We start from the raw sequence: 17,837 nt of genomic DNA on the forward strand, positions 1-17,837 counted from the left end.
GGCGCCGGCGTGGGGGCCGGGCGCGAGGCCTGCTGCGCGGGCGCAGGGGCGGGCTTGGGAGCGGGCGCCGGAGCCGCGACCGGAGCAGGCTCCGCCTTGGCGACGGGAGCCTCGGGTGCGGGCTCGGGCGCTGCGACGGGGGCCGCCGGAGCCGGCTCAACCGGTGCGGGTTCGGGCACGACCGGAGCGGCGGCGGGCGCAGCAGCGGCCGGAGCCGAGGCAGGGGCCGCCGGAGCCGGAGCGGGCGGGGTCACGGCCGCGGGCGCCTCGACGACGGGCTCGGGGGCCTGCGTCTCGACCTGCGGCTCGCCTTCGCCGGGGCGACCGAGGATGCGGCGGCGCTTCACCTCCACGACCACGGTGTTGGAGCGGCCATGGCTGAAGCTCTGCTTCACCTTGCCCGTCTCCACCGTGCGCTTGAGGCCCAGCGGTGCCCGCATGCCCAGTTTCGGCTTGTCCTGATCGCTCATCGACTACTCAAATCCCCACGTCATCCAGGGCGGCATCGCCGCCATCGTCATCACCATCGGCGGGAAGGCCCGCTTCGTTCAAAGTGGCCGAAGCCGAACGGCCCCGCGAAGAGTCGCGAGGCTCGGCCTCACCGTCCCGTCCGATAAATCCGCGCCAGCGCGCGAGCGCATCGCCGACACGCCGAGCGGCAGCCCGGTCGACGAGCGCGACATGTACCACATTTTCGCGGCCCAGCGCCATTGCCAATATGGTGCGCGAGACCGGAAGGTCCAGACCCCGGAGGCCAGATCCTTCGGCATCGGAGCCCACGCGCAGCGCCTGATCGAGCTTGCGCGAGCCGTCCTCGCTGGCATCGGACGCGTGCATCAGCAGGTGGACGCGGCCCTTGCGCGCGGCCTCCGCGATGCGGTCGCTGCCGATCAGCAACATGCCCGAACGCGACTCCAGCCCGAGCCGGTCGAGGAAGGCGCGCTCGAGCGCCGTCTCGATCATCTCGCCGAGATTGTCGGGCACGGTCAGCGGCTTGCCCTTGAAGGCACGCGCCAGCGCGCCCCGGAGCTTGCCCTTGGCCATCGCGGCCTCGAGCGTCGGCCGGTCGACGCCCAGCCACGCGCCGCGACCCGGCGCCTTGGCGCGCACGTCGGGCAGCACCATCCCGTCGGGCGAGATGGCGAGGCGGATCAGATCGTCGCGTGCGTCATGCTCGCCCGAGAGGATGCATTTCCTCTCGGGCTCATGAGTCTCGCGCGGGGTGCGCGATGCCTTCGGCGTCAGGCCGTCAGGAGTCTCATTGCTCGCCATCCGCAGCCGCGTCCTCCTGCGTCTGCTCGAGATCGGCGAACCAGCCGGCGGCGGTGCGCGCGGCCATGATGATCTCGTTGCCCTGATCCTCGGTCAGGCCATAGTCGGCGAGCACGCCGGCCTTGTCCTCCGAACGCTGCTTGGCGGGCGCGCTGTCGTTGCGGCGGCGCGGCTCCGAGCGCTTCTTCTGGACCAGCTCGTCGGTGGCGAGGTCGGCCAGATCGTCGAGCGTCTTGATGCCCGCCTTGCCCAGCGTCACCAGCATCGGCTCGGTGAGGTAGGGGAGTTCGGCAAGGCCATCCTCGACGCCCAGGCCCTGTCGCTCTTCACGAGCAGCCTGCTCGCGGCGGTCGAGCGCTTCCTGCGCGCGGCTCTGGAGCTCGGCGGCGAGATCCTCGTCGAAGCCCTCGATCGCGGCCAGCTCGGCCGGGTCGACATAGGCGACCTCTTCCAGCGCGCCGAAGCCCTCGGCGACGAGGAGCTGCGCCAGCGTCTCGTCGACGTCCAGCTCGCCCTCGAACATGGCGGAGCGCTCGACGAACTCCTTCTGGCGCTTCTCGGAGGCATCGGCCTCGGTCAGGATGTCGATCGCCTTGCCGGTGAGCTGGCTGGCGAGGCGGACATTCTGGCCGCGGCGGCCGATGGCGAGCGAGAGTTGATCGTCGGGGACGACCACCTCGATGCGCTCATCATCCTCGTCGATGACGACGCGGGCGACATGCGCCGGCTGGAGCGCGTTCACCACGAAGGTGGCGACGTCCGGCGACCACGGAATGATGTCGATCTTCTCGCCCTGCATCTCCTGCACGACGGCCTGCACGCGGCTGCCCTTCATGCCGACGCAGGCGCCGACCGGATCGATCGAGCTGTCGCGGCTGATGACGCCGATCTTGGCGCGCGAGCCCGGATCGCGGGCGGCGGCCATGATGGTGATGACGCCGTCGTAGATTTCGGGGACTTCCTGCGCGAACAGCTTCTTCATGAAGTCCGGGTGCGCGCGGGAGAGGAAGATCTGCGGACCACGCACTTCGCGGCCGACCTTGAGGATCAGCGAGCGGATGCGATCACCCACACGGACCACTTCGCGCGGGATCTGCGCGTCGCGGCGGATGACACCCTCCGCGCGGCCGAGATCGACGACGACATGGCCGAACTCGACACGCTTGACGACGCCGGTGATGATCTCGCCGACGCGATCCTTGAACTCGTTATACTGGCGCTCACGCTCGGCGTCGCGGACCTTCTGGAAGATGATCTGCTTCGACGCCTGCGCCTGGATGCGGCCGAACTCGATCGGGGGCAGCGGGTCGACGATGAAGTCGCCGATCGCGGCGCCCTTCTGGAGCTTCTGGGCGTCGGCGACCGACACCTGCTTGAAGAAGTCGTCAACCGCCTCGACCACCTCGACGACGCGCCACAACCGGAGGTCGCCGGTGCGCGGGTCGATCTTGGCGCGGATGTCGTTCTCGGCGCCGTAGCGCGTCTTGGCGGCGCGCTGGATCGCGTCTTCCATCGCCTCGATGACGATCTCGCGGTCGATCAGCTTTTCGCGCGCGACCGAATCGGCAATGGCGAGCAGTTCGGCCTTGTTGGCGGAAATAGCGGTGGCCACGGGCTTATCCTTCCTTGACGATAGAGTCCGCACCCTCTGTCGAGAGGGGCGCGGTGGCCTTGATGAGCGCGTCGGTCAAGAGCAGCTTGGCCGATGCGATGGCGGAAAAGGGAAATGCGAACGCGTCGCCGCTCTTCGAAAGCGCGACGGTGATCGTGTCGCCTTCGATGCCGACGATGCGGCCATCGAGCTGTTTGCGGCCATTGATCTCCTCGACGAGGCGGACGCGGGCGTCGAAGCCGGCCCAGTCGGCGAAGTCGGATTCGCGGGTCAGCGGGCGGTCGATGCCGGGCGACGACACCTCCAGCCGATAGGCCTCCTCGATCGGATCGGCGGCGTCGAGCACGTCGGAGATTCGGCGGCTCAAGGCCTCGCAATCGGCGATGTCGAGCTGGCGCGTATCGGGGCGCTCGGCCATGATCTGGAGCGTCGGGTCGGACTTGCCGCCGATCATCTTGATGCGGACCAGCGCGAATCCGAGCGCCTTGGCTTCGGGCTCGATCAGGCTGGTGAGGACGGCGATGTCGGTCATGCGATTCCCGGTTGGATGTTCAAGCGCCTTCCAGCCGGCCCCGTCTGGGACCAGCCTCGGCAGAGTTTCCAATGTCGAGAAGGCAGGTTCCATATAATCCGGTTGACGGCGATCGGCAAGCGTGGTGCGGAGCACAAGCTGCCGGCGCCGGGGGGCGGGCGGCCCCGTTCGGAGACTTGTCCATGCGCACAGCCCTTTTCGCCGCCGCCTTGTTCGCCACTGCCGCGATGACGGCGATGCCGGCCGCCGCCGAGATGAATTTCGGCAACGCCAGGCCCAATCCGGTGAAGCCCTTCGTCGAAACCCCGGTCGCGACCTTCAACTTCCCCTGGGCGATCGCCTTCCTGCCCGACGGGCACATGCTCGTCACCGAGAAGCCCGGCAAGATCTTCCTCGTCAGCCAGACCGGCCAGAAGCAGGAAGTGAGTGGCGTGCCGGCGGTGCAATATGAGGGGCAGGGCGGCCTGCTCGACGTCGCGATCTCGCCCCACTACGCGGCCGATCATCAGGTCTATATCAGCTATTCCGAGCCCGGCGAGGGCGGTAGCAGCCTTGCCGTCGCGCGCGCCACGCTGAAGGGCACGGCGCTCGACGGCCTCAAGGTGATCTGGCGCCAGATGCCCAAGGGCGACGGCGGCCAGTTCGGCGGCATCATCACCTTCGATCCGGCCGGCAAGCACATGCTCTTCGCGTCCGGCGAGCGGATGCGCAAGACGCCGGCGCAGGACCCGGACCAGGCGCTCGGCAAGATCATCCGCCTCAACCTCGACGGCTCGGTGCCGACCGACAACCCCATGTACAAGGAAGGCGGCGTCAAGGCGCAGACCTGGACCACCGGCCACCGCAACCCCTACGGCCTCGCCTATGACGCCAAGGGCACGCTCTGGGAGGTCGAGATGGGCCCCAAGGGCGGCGACGAGCTGAACATCATCACGCCGGGCAAGAATTACGGCTGGCCGACCGTGTCGAACGGCATCAACTATGACGGCTCGCCGATCCCTCAGCACGACACCCGCCCCGAGTTCGAGAAGCCGGTGGTCTACTGGACGCCGGTGATCGCGCCCGCCGGCCTCGCCTTCTACGACAAGGGCCTGTTCCCGCAGTGGAAGGGCTCGGCCTTCATCGGCGGGCTGAAGGTGATGTCGCTCGTGCGTGTCGCCTTCGACGGCCCCAACGGCGCCCGCGAGGCCGAGCGCTGGGACATGGGCCACCGCATCCGCGACGTGGCGGTCGGACCCGATGGCGCGATCTGGGTGATCGAGGACGAGGATTCGGGCCGCCTCATCAAGCTGACGCCGAAGAAGAAGTAAGCGGCCGATCGGGGCGCCTCGGGCGGGCCGCCCCGATTACCCGTCACTCCGGGATCGACCGCACCGTCGCCGGCACATCCGTGCGGATGTAGCGGAAATACCAGACCTCATGGCCCTTCTGACGGGCCTTCTGCTCGTAGCGCGTCTCGGGCCAGTCGTCGGGGCGGACGAGGAAGTCGCCCGGCCCCTTCGCCTGCCACGCGAACTGGGGCAGCGAGCCCATCACCATCATCGCCCAGCGGACATAGACCGGATGGTCGGTGCCGAAGCGGAACTCGGCGCCCGGTTTCATCTTGCTGGCGAGCAGGCCGATCGGGCCGGGGTTCATGAAGCGGCGCTTGGCGTGGCGTGCCTTGGGCCAGGGATCGGGATGGAGCAGCCAGGCTCGGTCGAGGCTCTGCTCGGGAAGGCGGTCCATCACCTCCAGCGCGTCGCCCATGTGGATGCGGACGTTGGAGAGACCCCGGTCGCGCACCTGCATCAGCGCGCCGACGACGCCGTCGAGGAAGGGCTCGCAGCCGATGAAGCCCATCTCGGGGCGCATCTCGGCCTGCTGGGCCATATGCTCGCCCTTGCCGAAGCCGATTTCGAGAGCGAGCGGGCGGTCGGCGCCGAAGACGCGCGTGGCATCGAGCGGGCCTTCTTCGGGCACGGACAGTTTGGGCAGGAACTCTTCGACGAGCGCGGCCTGTCCGGCGCGCAACGCGTGGCCCTGCCGGCGGCCATAGAGCCGGCGGATCGTCAAGGGATCGGTCATGGTGCGGCCCCTTAGCGGTTCATGCGCGCCGATGCACCCCTTGGCGCCAGGGCCGTCGGCGCGGCTCGCCCCGCCGCGCGGAGCGTGTCGATGCCGACACAGCAGCCGATCGGATTAGACCAAAGATTCTCGCCCCGGCCCCGGCAAGGCCCTTTTTGCAGGGACGGGCGGGCAATTAGCCCTCGCGAATCTCCGAAAACGCCTGACTCCCAGCGCCTTAGACCGTTACCGATCGGATACAGGGTGCCCCTATTCGGCACTAATCCATGGATGGAGCGCTTTACGGATGTTGCGCCGCAATGGGTCTATGTGTTTCTTTTGTGTCACGGCAGCGATGACGGTTAATCCTCGCGCAACCGGGTGAGGCGTAACCTTTCTGTTGCCACGGTGGGGAAAGGCAATGGGTACGCAGGCAAGACCGGCAGACGGTGCAATGGCTTTGGCGGAGATGAGGGAGTTTGCCTCCTTCCCCGCATCGACGCAGCGATATATCCGCCGCTCGCTCGACGTCGGGCTCGATCGCGAGGACGCGCTCGGCCGCTGGTCGCGCGATGTGGTGGAGGCCGCCAGCATCCGGGCGCAGACCCGCATGTACGGCCGGCTCACCGGGCTGCGGGAGATCATTCCGGACGATAGCGGGCTGGATGCGATCGAACCCTTCATGGCGCCGCTGGTGACCATGTCCGCGTTCGATCTGGGGCAGGACCGGCTGTGCAGCTTCGGCGCATACCGCTTCCTCTACGAGCGGCTGCTGGGCGCGTCGGTGCGGCCGTGGCTGCCGGGGGCGTTCTGCGCGGCGGCGGCGTTGCCGCATCTTCACCCCGATCGGCGGCGGGCGCTGCTCCAGTCGATCAGCGAGGCGGCGGCGACGGCGGTGGGCTGGTCGTCCCGCGAGCCGAGCTTCTTCCCGGAATGGGTGGAAAAGGTCGACACGCATCTTCCCAACTGACGCTTGAGCGGACGGCGGAAACGGATCACTGTCGGAGCGTTCGGTAGACGCCCCCAGACTGGAGACCTCCGATGCCCGCCATCCGCCTCGAAACCAAGCGCGTCGAGAAGCCCTGGGGGCGCCACGATCTGTGGCCGGGCTTCGATGATGTTCCCGAGGGCGGCGATCCGGTCGGCGAGATCTGGTTCCAGGCGCCCAAGGGCGTCGGCGAGGACGATCCCGATCTCCTCATCAAATATCTCTTCACCTCCGAGAAGCTGTCGGTGCAGGTCCACCCGGACGATGCGGATGCGCAGAAGCGCGGCTATGAGCGCGGCAAGAGCGAGGCATGGCAGATCCTCGCCGCCGAGCCGCACGCGACCATCGCCATCGGCACCCGCTGGCCGATGACGCACGACGAGCTGCGCGCCTCCTCGCTCGACGGGTCGATCGAGGACAAGCTCGACTGGAAGGCCGTGAAGGCGGACCAGTTCTGGTATTCGCCGGCGGGCACCGTCCACGCCATCGGGCCGGGGCTGGTGCTGGTCGAGATCCAGCAGAATGTCGATCTCACCTACCGCCTTTACGATTATGGCCGCCCGCGTGAGCTGCATCTCGACGACGGCGTCGCGGTGGCGGACCCGGTGCCCTATGTGGCGCCCTTCCAGCCGCGCGACATCGAGCCGGGCCGCCGCCTGCTCGCCGCCGAGTGCGCCTTCGTGACGGAGCGCTGGACCTCGGCGCGCAGCGGCACGCTCGCTGCGACACATGAACGCCCGGTATGGCTGGTGCCGCTCAAGGGCGAGGGCGTGCTCGACGGCCAGCCGATCGGGCCGGGCGGCGTGTGGCTGGCCGACAGCGCGGTGCCGTTCGAGGTGAAGCCCGGCATCGACCTGCTCGTAGCCTATCCGGGCGGCGCGCCGAACGAGGCGCTGCTCGGCTGAGCCTTCAGGAGAGCGCGGTGGGCAGCCAGCCGGTGTCGATCGTGCCGTAGCGATCGATATGGTTGGCGATGGCGGCGAGCCGCTCCTCGTCGAGGATGCGGACCCGGCCGTTCGAGCGCGAGATCAGGCCGCCTTCCGCGAGCTGCCGGATCATGCGGTTGACGTGGACGGCCGTCAGCCCGGTGGCGTCGCCGATCTCCTCCTGCGTGAGGGGGAGGGGGATGCCCTCCTCGATCGGCTCGCCGCTGGCGCGCAGACGGCGCAGCGCGTCGACCAGCAACGCCGCCACCCGCGCCCGCGCCGATGTCCGCCCGACCGAGGCGAGCCGGTCCGCCAGCATCACCCGCTCGGCCTGCGTCAGCGCGTGGACGAGCATCGCGAGCCGGGGATGCCGCTCGAACAGGCTGCGCAGCGCGCTCTTGTCGATGATGCGCACGGTCGCGTCGGTGGCGGCGGTGATGGTGAAGGGCGCGTGATTCCAGGCGAGGCTGGTCTCGCCCGCCAGCTCGCCGGGGAGGTGCAGCGTCAGGATCTGGCGGTTGCCGTCCGCCAGCAGCATGGAGCTGTAGAGCCAGCCCTTGCGCACCACATACAGCTCGCGCGTGGGGGATTGTTCGGCGCGCAGCACCGTGCCGCGCGGGACCGACCGCTCGACTTCCTCCAGCTCCAGAAGCGCCCGGCGCTCGGACTCGACAAGATGCAGATATCGGCCGAGCCGTTCCGCCAGACAGCTTTTTTCCACCGCTTCTCCGCTGGGCCCCTTTGTAATCGCCCCAAGCTGTAGGCGGAACGCGCTTGGTTCGCGCTAACAACGATCAAGATTTTGAAGGACTTGGAGCGATGCCGATGATGGCGGGGGCCCCGCATGTGCGTCGCGTCTTGCGCGCGCGCGGGGATGCTCTAGGAGCGCTGTCATGGACAGGATCGTCATCCGTGGTGGCCGCACGCTTTCGGGCCGTCTTCCGATCTCGGGCGCCAAGAACGCCGCACTCACGCTGTTGCCCTGCGCGCTGCTGACCGACGAGCCGCTGACGCTCGGCAATCTGCCGCGCCTGGCCGATGTCGACGGCTTCGGGCACCTGCTGAACGGCATGGGCGTGTCGACCGCGATCGCCGGCGGCAGCCCCGACGAGTTCGGGCGCACCATGACGCTCGACGCGACGCGGATCACCTCCACCACCGCGCCCTATGATTTCGTGCGCAAGATGCGCGCCTCGATCCTCGTGCTCGGCCCGCTGATCGCGCGGATGGGCGAGGCGACCGTCTCGCTGCCCGGCGGCTGCGCGATCGGCAACCGCCCGATCGACCTCCACCTCAAGGCGCTGGAGCAGCTCGGCGCCGAGATCGAGATCACCCATGGCTATGTCCGCGCCATCGCGCCAGACGGCGGCCTTCGGGGTGGCTCCATCGTCTTCCCGATCGTTTCGGTGGGCGCCACCGAGAATGCGCTGATGGCCGCCACCCTCGCGCAGGGCGAGACGGTGATCGACAATGCCGCCCGCGAGCCCGAGATCGTCGATCTCTGCCACTGCCTCGTCGCGATGGGCGCGGAGATCGAGGGGATCGGCACCGAACGCCTCATCGTCCACGGCAAGCCGCGCCTCCACGGCACCACCTATCAGGTCATGCCTGACCGCATCGAGGCGGGCAGCTATGCCTGCGCCGCCGCGATCACCGGCGGCGACCTCGAGCTGGTCGGCGCGCGGGCGGCGGACATGGCCGCGATCCTCGCCGATCTGCGCGAGGCGGGGCTGCACGTCGCCGAGACGGCGGACGGCATCCGCGTCGCCGCCAATGGCAAGCTCAGGCCGCTCACCATCTCGACCGCGCCCTATCCGGCCTTCCCGACCGACATGCAGGCGCAGTTCATGGCGATGCTCTCGCTCGCCGACGGCGCCTCGGTGCTGACCGAGACGATCTTCGAGAATCGCTACATGCATGTGCCCGAGCTGGCGCGCATGGGGGCCGACATCCAGGTGACGGGGCGCTCGGCGGTGGTGCGCGGTGTCGACAAGCTGGTCGGCGCCGAGGTGATGGCGACCGATCTGCGCGCCTCGATGAGCCTCGTGCTCGCCGGCCTCGCCGCCGAGGGCGAGACGCGCGTGCACCGCGTCTATCATCTCGATCGCGGCTATGAGCGTCTGGAGGAGAAGCTCTCCGCCGTCGGCGCCGAGATCGAGCGCCAGCCCGACGAATAAGCGCCCGCCCGCTCAGGGCCGGACAGCATCGCGACCGCCGGTGGGGAGGCCCGCCGGCGGTCGTTTTTCTATGGGCTTATGTGCGGCGCACAAAAAAGATGCTTAAAATATGCATCTTATGTTGACCGGCGCCTTGAAAGGAGTATTCCACATACATCATTCGTGACTCAGCCGGCGAGGGGCCGGCCCGGACACAGGGAGTTCGTGTCATGGTTGAAGTCGTCAAGCCGTTCGCCGAGCGCCACCATCAGCCGCAGGATGCGGGCGATGCCTTCGCTTATGGTGTGACCAAGATGCTCCGCTTTTTCGCCGATACGCTGTTCGCCCGCCGCTACGGGCACCGCGCGATCGTGCTGGAGACGGTGGCCGCCGTGCCGGGCATGGTCGGCGCGACCTTGACCCACCTGCGCTGCCTGCGCCGCATGGTGGACGACCATGGCTGGATCCGCACCCTCATGGAGGAAGCGGAGAATGAGCGGATGCACCTGATGACCTTCATCGAGGTGGCCAAGCCCAACCTGTTCGAGCGGATGCTGATCCTCACCGTGCAGTGGCTGTTCTACCTTGGCTTCTTCTGCCTCTATCTGGTGGCGCCGCGCGTGGCGCACCGGCTGGTCGGCTATTTCGAGGAGGAGGCGGTCATCAGTTACACCCACTATCTCGCCGAGATCGACACCGGTCGCCACGCCAATGGCCCGGCGCCCGCCATCGCCCGCCATTACTGGCACCTGCCGGCCGATGCGACGCTGCGCGACGTGGTGCTGGTGATCCGCGAGGACGAGGCGCACCACCGCGACGTCAACCACGGCTTCGCGAGCGAGCTGGCCGGCGAGCCCGTCGATCACGCCGACCACGCCCCTTACCCCGATCATGCGGAAGACATCCGCATGGCCGCCTGAACCCTCTGCCCCCCCAGCAGGACGGGCGCCTTCCCTCGGGAGGGCGCCCGTTTCGCACTGTCAGAACAGCCGGTCGACGATGTGGATGGCGAGGCCGACCAGCCCGCCCACCAGCGTGCCGTTCACCCGGATATATTGGAGGTCGCGGCCGACCGCCTGCTCCAGCCGGTTGGTGACGGTCACGGCGTCCCAGCCGCGCACGGTATCCGACACGAGGCGGACGATCCCGTCGCCATAGGCGGCCGCCACGCCCACCGCCGCGCGCCGCGCGAAGATGTTGATGGTGCGCGCGAGGCGGGGCTCGCTCTGGAGCGTGGCGCCGAGCTGGGCCAGCGCCTCGCCCAGCCGGCCCGCCATCGCCGCGTCGGGATCGCGGGCCCCCTTCAGCAGCGCCAGCCGCGCCTGACCCCAGAGCCCGTCCAGCCACGCGCCCACCGCCGGGCTGTCGATCACCTCGTCCTTGAAGGCGTTGACCCGATGCTGGAGCGCCTCGTCCTCGCGCAGGCGGCGGGCGAGGTCGATCAGCCCGGCCTCGGCCTTGTCGCGCAGGGGATGTTCCGGGTCCGTCGCGACCTCGTCGATCAGGCGGTAGAGGCCGTCGAGGATCTTGTTGGCCAGCGTCTCGTCGAGGCCCGTCCAGCGCAGCACCGACCCGGCGCGCTCGCTGATCATCGCGCGGATGACATCCTCGTTGGCGAGCAGCGCACGGCCCAGCCAGTCGATCGCGCCGTCGAGAATCGGGATGTGCCGGTCCCGGTCGATCGCGGCGTCGAGCGCCTGGCCGAGGATCGGGGCGACGTCGATCGCGCGGAGCTTCTGCGCGGCGGCGGAGCGGACCATACCGCCCAGTCGCTCGGCATCGAGCGCGCCGACGATGTCCGCGATCAGGCGGGAGGCGCCGATCCTGAGCCGGCTCGCCTCCTCGGCCCGCGCGCCGGGGGCGGCGAGGAAGCGCCCGGCCGCGCCCGCCAGGTCGAGCCGGCGCATCCGTCGCGCGACCACCGAGGGGATCAGGAAATTCTGCCGCAGGAAGGAGGCGAGGCTGTCGCCAATCCGGTCCTTGTTGCGCGGGATGATCGCGGTGTGGGGGATCGGCAGGCCGAGCGGGTGGCGGAAGAGGGCGGTGACGGCGAACCAGTCGGCCAGCCCGCCCACCATCGCCGCCTCGGCGAAGGCGCGAACATAGCCCCAGCCGGGATGCGCCGGCTCCATCGCGCGCGCGCCCAGATAGAGCGCCGCCATCGCCAGCAGCAGGCCGCCCGCCACCCTGCGCATGGTGGCGGCGCCGTTATCGGACAGGGAAACGCGGTGTCGGGCCAAGGACGCTACGCTCGTCATGCCCCTTTCAAGGCGCGAGGCGGCAGAAGGTTCATTCCGCCGCCTGGCTTACGCTGATCGGATGCGGGCCGGTGGCCTGGCCATGGCCATGCTGGCCGCCGGTGGTGAACACGCGGCGCGCCCACGGCCCAATCCGGCGCTCGAACCCGTCGGCGAGGCTGAAGGCCGCGGGCACGATCACCAGCGTCAGCATCGTTGAGCAGATCAGGCCGCCGATCACGGTCACCGCCATCGGCTGGTTCCACGAGCCGTCGCCGCTGATCGAGATCGCGGTCGGGATCATGCCGGCCACCATCGCGACGGTGGTCATGATGATCGGCTGGGCGCGTTTGTGCCCGGCTTCCATGATCGCCTCGAACTTGGGCGTGCCGCGGCCCATCTCCTCGATCGCGAAATCGATCAGCAGGATCGAGTTCTTGGCGACGATGCCGAGCAGCATCAGCACGCCGATCAGCACGGGGAGCGAATCCGCCATGCCGGCGATATGCAGCGCGAGCGCACCGCCCAGCGGCGCCAGCAGCAGCGAGCTGAGGTTCACGAACGGCGGCACCACCCGCTTGTAGAGCAGCACCAGCACCGCGAAGACGAGCAGGATGCCGGAGGCGAGCGCGATCACGAAGTTGGTGATCATCTCGGCCTGCCACTTGGCGTCGCCGTAATTGGGCCGCTCGACGCCGTCGGGCAGGTGAGCGACCGCCGGCAGCGCGTAGATCTTCTTCATCGCGTCACCCGCGACCACGCCCGGCGCGAGATCCGCCGAGATCAGCAGGCGGCGCTCCTGGTTGTAGCGGCGGATCTGCGACGGACCCTCGCCGAAGCCGATGTCGGCGACGACGCGCAGCGGCACCGATCCACCCCGCGTGGTCGGCACCGGCAGGTTCTGGATGGTCGAGAGATCGCGGCGGCTGTTCTCGTTGATGACCACGCGGATCGGGATCTGGCGGTCGGAGAGCGAGAATTTGGCCACGTTCTGGTCGATGTCGCCCAGCGTCGCGATGCGGATCGCGGTGGAGAGGGCCTGCGTCGACACGCCCATGTCGGCGGCAAGGTCGAAGCGCGGCTTGATGATGAGTTCGGGCCGCGGCAGATCGCCTTCGACGCGCGGGGCGACGATGTCGGAGATGCCCTTCATCTGGGCCACCACCTTGTTGGCGGCGTCCTCCAGCTTGTCGGGATCGTCGCTGGCGAGCAGCAGCGAGATGTCGCGACCGCCGCCGCCCGACTGCGACTGGAAGTTGATGCGGGCGTCCGCGATCTTGTTGAGCGCCGGCGCGAGGTCGCGCTCGAACTGGATCGAGGTGCGCTTGCGGTCCTTCTTCAACGTGATGAAGATCGTCGCGTTGCCGACGCGGATGCTCTCGAAGGCGGCGGCGACCTCGGGCTGCTGGCGGACCAGCGCCGCGGTCTTGTCGGCGACGGCCGTGGTCTGCTCCAGCGTCGCGCCGGGCACGAGCTGAATCTTCACCTGGCTGAAGTCGAAATTGAGCGGCGGCTGGAACTGGAACGACAGCGTCGCGAAGGAGAAGACGGTCGCCACCAGCGCGGCGGCGCCGCCCGCCATCGTCCACCAGCGATGCTTGAGCGACCAGCGCAGCAGCTTCATGTAGTGCCGCATCATCCAGCTTTCGCCATGCTCCTGCGGGCCATGCGCTTCCAGGAAATAGGCGGCGACCATCGGCGTGACGAGACGCGCGACGGCGAGGCTCATCAGCACCGCGGCGACGACGGTCAGGCCGAAATTCTTGAAGAACTGCCCGGCCACGCCCGGCATCAGGCCGACCGGCAGGAACACCGCGACGATCGACATGGTGGTGGCGACGACGGCGAGGCCGATCTCGTCGGCGGCGTCGATCGCGGCCTGATAGGCCGTCTTGCCCATGCGCATGTGGCGGACGATGTTCTCGATCTCCACGATCGCGTCGTCGACCAGCACGCCCGCCACGAGGCTGAGCGCCAGCAGCGTCATGCCGTTGAGCGTGAAGCCCAGCAGGTCCATCGCCCAGAAGGTCGGGATCGCGGAGAGCGGGATGGCGAGCGCGGAGATCACCGTCGCGCGCCAGTCGCGCAGGAAGAAGAACACCACCACGACCGCCAGCACCGCGCCCTCGATCATCGCGTGGATGGCCGACTTGTACTGCATCTTGGTGTAGTCGACCGAGGCGTAGAGCTGGGTGAAGTGGACCCGGGGATTGTCCTTCTCGATCTGCTTCAGGGCCTTCATCGCCTCGTCGTAGACGGTGACGTCCGAATAGCCCTTGGCCTTCTGAAGGTCGAAGCTCAGCACCTGCCGGTCGTTCATCTTCGCGAGCTTGCGCTGCTCGGCGTAGCTGTCCTTCACGGTGGCGATGTCGGCGAGCTTGATCATGCGGCCGGCCGAGATCTGGATCTGCTTCTGGCTCAGCGCATAGGCGTCCTTGGCGTTGCCGAGCACGCGGACCGACTGCTCGGCGCCCGCGATCTCGGCGCGGCCGCCGGCGGCGTTGAGGTTCGTCGCCAGAAGCTGGGCGTTGACCTGGCTGGCTGTGACGCCCTGGGCCTGCATCTTGGCCGGATCGAGCACGACGCGGATCTCGCGCGTCACGCCGCCCGAGCGCTCGACCTGCGCCATGCCGGAGATCGACAGGAGGCGGCGCGCGATCGTGTTGTCGACGTACCAGCTGAGCTGTTCGAGCGTCATGCCGGTCGATTCCACCGACATGAAGGCGATCGGATCGCCGTCGATGTCGACGCGGCTGACCTGCGGCTCGAGGATGCCGTCCGGCAGGTCCGAGCGGATGCGTGACACCGCCTCGCGCACGTCGTTGACGGCGCGGTCCACCGGCGTGCCGATGGTGAACTGGACGAAGGTGGACGACGAGCCCTCGGTGATCGTCGAATCGATCTCGTCGACGCCCGAGATACCGCGCACGGCGGCCTCGACGCGCTGGGTGACCTGCGTCTCCAGCTCGGTCGGCGCGGCGCCCGGCTGGCTGATGTCGACGTTGACGCCGGGGAAGCTGATGTCCGGCTGGTTGTTCACGTCCATGCGCATGAACGCGATGATGCCGGCCAGCGTCAGCGCCGCGAACAGCACCAGCGACGGCACCGGATTGCGGATCGACCAGGCGGAGATGTTACGCATCGCTCTTGTCCTGTCCTCGAGCGTCAGTCGTCAGTTCGCGCGCTTCAGGTCGGGGATGACCTTCTCGCCGGGGTTGAGGAAGGCGCCGGCCGAATAGACCACCCGCTCGTCCCCGTTGAGCCCGGTGAGGATCGCGATCCCCGTATCCGACACGTCGCCGATCTTCACGTTGCGCCGGGCGACCATATTACGCTGGTCGATCACATAGACATAGTTGCCCTGGGCATCGCTCAGCACGGCCGATTCCGGCAGCACCGGCGCCTGCACGTGCTGCGACGAGAAGGTCGCCGTCGCGAAGCCGCCGGGGCGCAGCTCGGGCGAATAAGCGAGCTGCACGCGCGCCACGCCCTGCCGGGTCGTCGGATCGATGATCGGAGACACCTGCCACACCGTGCCGGTGAAGCTCCGGGGCGCGCCGACCGGCGTCACCGTGACGGGCATCCCGACCTTCACGTCCGCAAGGTCCTGCTCGGCGAGCTTGGCCTGAAGCTCGAGCACGCCGTCCATCGCGACCATGAACAGGGCGGACGAGCCCGAGCTGACGATCTGCCCCGGTTCGACGTTGCGCTGGAGGACGAGGCCCGCCGACGGCGAGCGGATGTCGAGGCGGCCGAGGCGCGCCACCATCTCGCGATACTGCGCCTGCGCGAGCTTCACCCTGGCGTCGGCGGCATCGCGGGTGGCGGTGCGCTGGTCGATGTCGGCCTTGCTGATGAAGCCGCGCGAGACGAGCGCGAGCGCACGGTCGAGCTGGTTCTGGGCGAGCTTGGCGTCGGCTTCGGCGGAGGTGATCTGCGCCTGCATCTGGCTCGTCTGCGCCGCCTGCACGGCGGGATCGACCGTGGCCAGCGTCTGCCCCGCCTTCACCCAGGTGCCGGCGTCGACGAGCACGCGGCTCACCATGCCGCCTTCGCCCGCCACGCCCACCGGCATGGCGCGCTTGGCCTGGAGGTTGCCGGTCGCGGTGGTGGTGGCGGCGACGGAGATGCGGCCGGGCACGATCACCGTGACGGTGGGCACCGAAGGCCCGTTTGCGGCCGGCTTGTTGTGCCCGCGCCCGAAGGCGAGCCCGAGCACGACGATGAGCGCGATGATCCCGCCTGCGATGAGGATCAGGCGGCGCCGGCGGGTCGTCGTAGCGCTATCGGGTGCCGTCTCGTCGACGTCATCGCTCCACCCACCGTGCTCGTAGTTCATGCCCCTCACCCGATATCCTGCCTCGCCCTATGGGGCGTCCCGCTGGTGTATTATATGAATACATCACTTGGTGCAAGCGACGGATAAGGAGAGGGCGTGGGTTTTCGGGCGGGGCTTCATTCTCCCCCGAAAGAGGTGAATGATCGCTGTCGGCGCCGTTCAGCCACGGTTCGGCCATGGATCGACACAGATCGTCGCATGTCCGGGCAGGGTCCGCCCGGTTTTGGGGAGTATCTCTATGAAGGCCATGCTGCTGCCTGCGCTCGCGATTGCCACCACGATGGCGCTGCCCGCCACCGCCCGCGCCGACGAGCCGGCGACGGTGCCGATCGCAGGCACCCGGCTCGACGTGAGCGCCGAGGGCGAGGTGACGCGTGCGCCCGACATGGCGACGATCAGCGCGGGCGTCACCACCCAGTCGTCGAGCGCGGCCTCGGCGATGGCGGACAATGCCAAGCGCATGGCGGCGGCGGTAGCCGCGCTGAAGCGTGCGGGCGTGGCCGACAAGGACATCCGCACATCCTCGCTCAGCCTCCAGCCGCAATATCGCTATGCCGAGGGGCAGGCGCCGGTCATCACCGGCTATCAGGCATCCAACCAGCTCAGCATCGTCTTCCACGACATCCAGCGGGCGGGGCCGATTCTCGATGCGCTGGTCGGGCAGGGCGTGAATCAGATCAACGGGCCGGACTTCGGCATCGAGCATCCGGAGGCGGCGCTGGACGAGGCGCGGACGCAGGCGCTCCAGAAGGCGCGGGCGCGGGCGGACCTCTATGCCAAGGCGGCCGGAATGGGCGTGAAGCGGATTGTCGCGATCAGCGAGGCGGGCGGCTACAGCCCGCCTTCCGCTCCGCGGCCGATGATGATGGCGCGGATGGACAAGGCCTCGACCGAGCTTCAGCCCGGCGAGCAGAAGGTCGGCGTGTCGCTCAGCGTCACCTTCGAGCTTCAGTGATCAACAGGGGAGGCGTGCCGGCGGGCGCGCCTCCCGAACTCCACACGGGATGGTCAGCGGACCGAGCCGCGACGGATCAGATTGACGATCGCGAGCAGGATCACCGCGCCGATGAACGCCTCGATGAGCGCGGTCAGCGAGAAGTCCATATTGTTCATGTCGTGGTTGAAGATGATGCCGCCGATGAAGGCGCCGACGATTCCGACCACGATGTTGAGGATGATGCCCTGCTGGGCGTCGGTCCGCATCAGGATGCTCGCCAGCCAGCCGATGATGCCGCCCAGAATCAGCCAGATGATGATTGCCATTTTATCCTCCTCCGGCGCCGTTCGATGTCGCTTCTCCCGAACGGTGCTGCTGGGAGTTGATACGCATGGCCAACGATTACGTTCCTGACCGGCGGCTATACGCGAACGGCCGCTCACGCGGGTGCGCGAGCGGCCGTCTGCTGAAACGCCGTGGAAGAGGGTGTCAGTATTTCTGCTGGCGTTCGTACACCGAGCGATAATGCTGGATGCGCGTCACGCGCAGGCCCGGCATGCCTGAACGGTCGACGGCACGCTGCCAGCTCGCGAATTCCTCCAGGCTGAGCCGGTAGCGGTCGCAGACCTCGTCGACGGTCAGCAGCCCGCCATTGACGGCGGCCACCACCTCGGCCTTGCGACGCACGACCCAGCGCTGCGTCTCGGGCGGCGGGAGGCTGTCCAGCGTCAGCGGCTCGCCGAGCGGTCCGATAACCTGTGCCGGGCGAATCTTCTGGTTCTCGATCATCTA

The 17,837-nt window shown here is 68.5% G+C and carries 17 protein-coding genes; 6 read left to right on the forward strand and 11 right to left on the reverse strand.

Translation table 11 applies throughout. The annotated features are described in order from the left end of the window. The 4 genes from ST3T6A_RS20820 to rimP all read right to left on the reverse strand — a co-directional run. The coding region (locus ST3T6A_RS20820) for a translation initiation factor IF-2 associated domain-containing protein (RefSeq protein WP_193378624.1) at positions 1–470 on the reverse strand (470 nt) is incomplete at its 3' end. Between the two features lie 7 nt (positions 471–477). Further along, positions 478–1,272 (reverse strand): DUF448 domain-containing protein, encoded by a 795-nt coding sequence (locus tag ST3T6A_RS0108860; protein WP_019832558.1) that lies wholly within the window; start codon positions 1,270–1,272, stop codon positions 478–480. Further along, positions 1,259–2,884 (reverse strand): transcription termination factor NusA, encoded by a 1,626-nt coding sequence (nusA, locus tag ST3T6A_RS0108865; protein ID WP_019832559.1) that lies wholly within the window; start codon positions 2,882–2,884, stop codon positions 1,259–1,261. The genes ST3T6A_RS0108860 and nusA overlap by 14 nt, the downstream gene beginning before the upstream one ends. A gap of 4 nt (positions 2,885–2,888) precedes the next feature. Then, positions 2,889–3,416 (reverse strand): ribosome maturation protein RimP, encoded by a 528-nt coding sequence (rimP, locus tag ST3T6A_RS0108870; protein ID WP_019832560.1) that lies wholly within the window; start codon positions 3,414–3,416, stop codon positions 2,889–2,891. Positions 3,417–3,598: 182 nt separating this feature from the next. Here rimP and ST3T6A_RS0108875 point away from each other — a divergent pair, with 182 nt between their 5' ends. Continuing rightward, positions 3,599–4,726 carry a PQQ-dependent sugar dehydrogenase gene (locus ST3T6A_RS0108875; RefSeq protein ID WP_019832561.1) on the forward strand — a complete coding sequence of 376 codons (1,128 nt, stop codon included), beginning with the start codon at positions 3,599–3,601 and terminating at the stop codon, positions 4,724–4,726. Positions 4,727–4,769: 43 nt separating this feature from the next. Here the strand turns inward: ST3T6A_RS0108875 and trmB are convergent, their stop codons facing one another. Continuing rightward, positions 4,770–5,483, reverse strand: coding sequence for a tRNA (guanine(46)-N(7))-methyltransferase TrmB (gene trmB, locus ST3T6A_RS0108880; protein ID WP_019832562.1), 714 nt, complete (start codon positions 5,481–5,483; stop codon positions 4,770–4,772). A 400-nt stretch (positions 5,484–5,883) separates the two neighbouring features. Here trmB and ST3T6A_RS0108885 point away from each other — a divergent pair, with 400 nt between their 5' ends. Beyond that, entirely contained in the window at positions 5,884–6,432 is a 549-nt protein-coding gene (locus ST3T6A_RS0108885; RefSeq protein WP_026359554.1) for a hypothetical protein, read from the forward strand. A gap of 71 nt (positions 6,433–6,503) precedes the next feature. Next, complete coding sequence (locus ST3T6A_RS0108890; RefSeq protein WP_019832564.1) at positions 6,504–7,355, forward strand: class I mannose-6-phosphate isomerase; 852 nt, start codon at positions 6,504–6,506, stop codon at positions 7,353–7,355. Positions 7,356–7,359: 4 nt separating this feature from the next. Here the strand turns inward: ST3T6A_RS0108890 and ST3T6A_RS0108895 are convergent, their stop codons facing one another. Then, positions 7,360–8,097 (reverse strand): Crp/Fnr family transcriptional regulator, encoded by a 738-nt coding sequence (locus ST3T6A_RS0108895; RefSeq protein WP_019832565.1) that lies wholly within the window; start codon positions 8,095–8,097, stop codon positions 7,360–7,362. A gap of 172 nt (positions 8,098–8,269) precedes the next feature. Here ST3T6A_RS0108895 and murA point away from each other — a divergent pair, with 172 nt between their 5' ends. Both murA and ST3T6A_RS0108905 read left to right on the forward strand, forming a co-directional pair. Next, complete coding sequence (gene murA, locus ST3T6A_RS0108900; RefSeq protein WP_019832566.1) at positions 8,270–9,553, forward strand: UDP-N-acetylglucosamine 1-carboxyvinyltransferase; 1,284 nt, start codon at positions 8,270–8,272, stop codon at positions 9,551–9,553. A gap of 209 nt (positions 9,554–9,762) precedes the next feature. Beyond that, on the forward strand, positions 9,763–10,452 hold the full coding sequence (locus ST3T6A_RS0108905) for an alternative oxidase (protein WP_019832567.1): 690 nt from the start codon (positions 9,763–9,765) through the stop codon (positions 10,450–10,452). A gap of 60 nt (positions 10,453–10,512) precedes the next feature. On the opposite strand, the gene ST3T6A_RS0108910 is transcribed toward ST3T6A_RS0108905, so the two are convergent. From ST3T6A_RS0108910 to ST3T6A_RS0108920, 3 genes are all read right to left on the reverse strand, one after another. After that, the gene (locus tag ST3T6A_RS0108910; protein WP_019832568.1) at positions 10,513–11,727 is read right to left on the reverse strand and encodes a DUF445 domain-containing protein; all 1,215 of its coding nucleotides are present in this window, start codon (positions 11,725–11,727) and stop codon (positions 10,513–10,515) included. Positions 11,728–11,821: 94 nt separating this feature from the next. Then, positions 11,822–14,911, reverse strand: coding sequence for an efflux RND transporter permease subunit (locus ST3T6A_RS0108915; protein WP_019832569.1), 3,090 nt, complete (start codon positions 14,909–14,911; stop codon positions 11,822–11,824). 30 nt (positions 14,912–14,941) lie between these two features. Next, a complete protein-coding gene (locus tag ST3T6A_RS0108920) occupies positions 14,942–16,108 on the reverse strand; it encodes an efflux RND transporter periplasmic adaptor subunit (protein ID WP_019832570.1) in 1,167 nt (388 codons plus the stop codon). A 238-nt stretch (positions 16,109–16,346) separates the two neighbouring features. Between ST3T6A_RS0108920 and ST3T6A_RS0108925 the strand changes: the two genes are divergently transcribed. Next, positions 16,347–17,063, forward strand: a complete 717-nt coding sequence (locus tag ST3T6A_RS0108925; protein WP_019832571.1) for an SIMPL domain-containing protein — start codon at positions 16,347–16,349, stop codon at positions 17,061–17,063. A gap of 53 nt (positions 17,064–17,116) precedes the next feature. Here the strand turns inward: ST3T6A_RS0108925 and ST3T6A_RS0108930 are convergent, their stop codons facing one another. Both ST3T6A_RS0108930 and sciP read right to left on the reverse strand, forming a co-directional pair. Continuing rightward, a complete protein-coding gene (locus ST3T6A_RS0108930; RefSeq protein ID WP_019832572.1) occupies positions 17,117–17,371 on the reverse strand; it encodes a GlsB/YeaQ/YmgE family stress response membrane protein in 255 nt (84 codons plus the stop codon). Between the two features lie 163 nt (positions 17,372–17,534). Continuing rightward, the gene (gene sciP, locus ST3T6A_RS0108935) at positions 17,535–17,834 is read right to left on the reverse strand and encodes a CtrA inhibitor SciP (RefSeq protein WP_019832573.1); all 300 of its coding nucleotides are present in this window, start codon (positions 17,832–17,834) and stop codon (positions 17,535–17,537) included. Between the last annotated feature and the right edge of the window lie 3 nt (positions 17,835–17,837).

It is taken from the genome of Sphingomonas sp. PR090111-T3T-6A (genome assembly GCF_000383095.1).
Classification (GTDB): domain Bacteria; phylum Pseudomonadota; class Alphaproteobacteria; order Sphingomonadales; family Sphingomonadaceae; genus Solisphingomonas.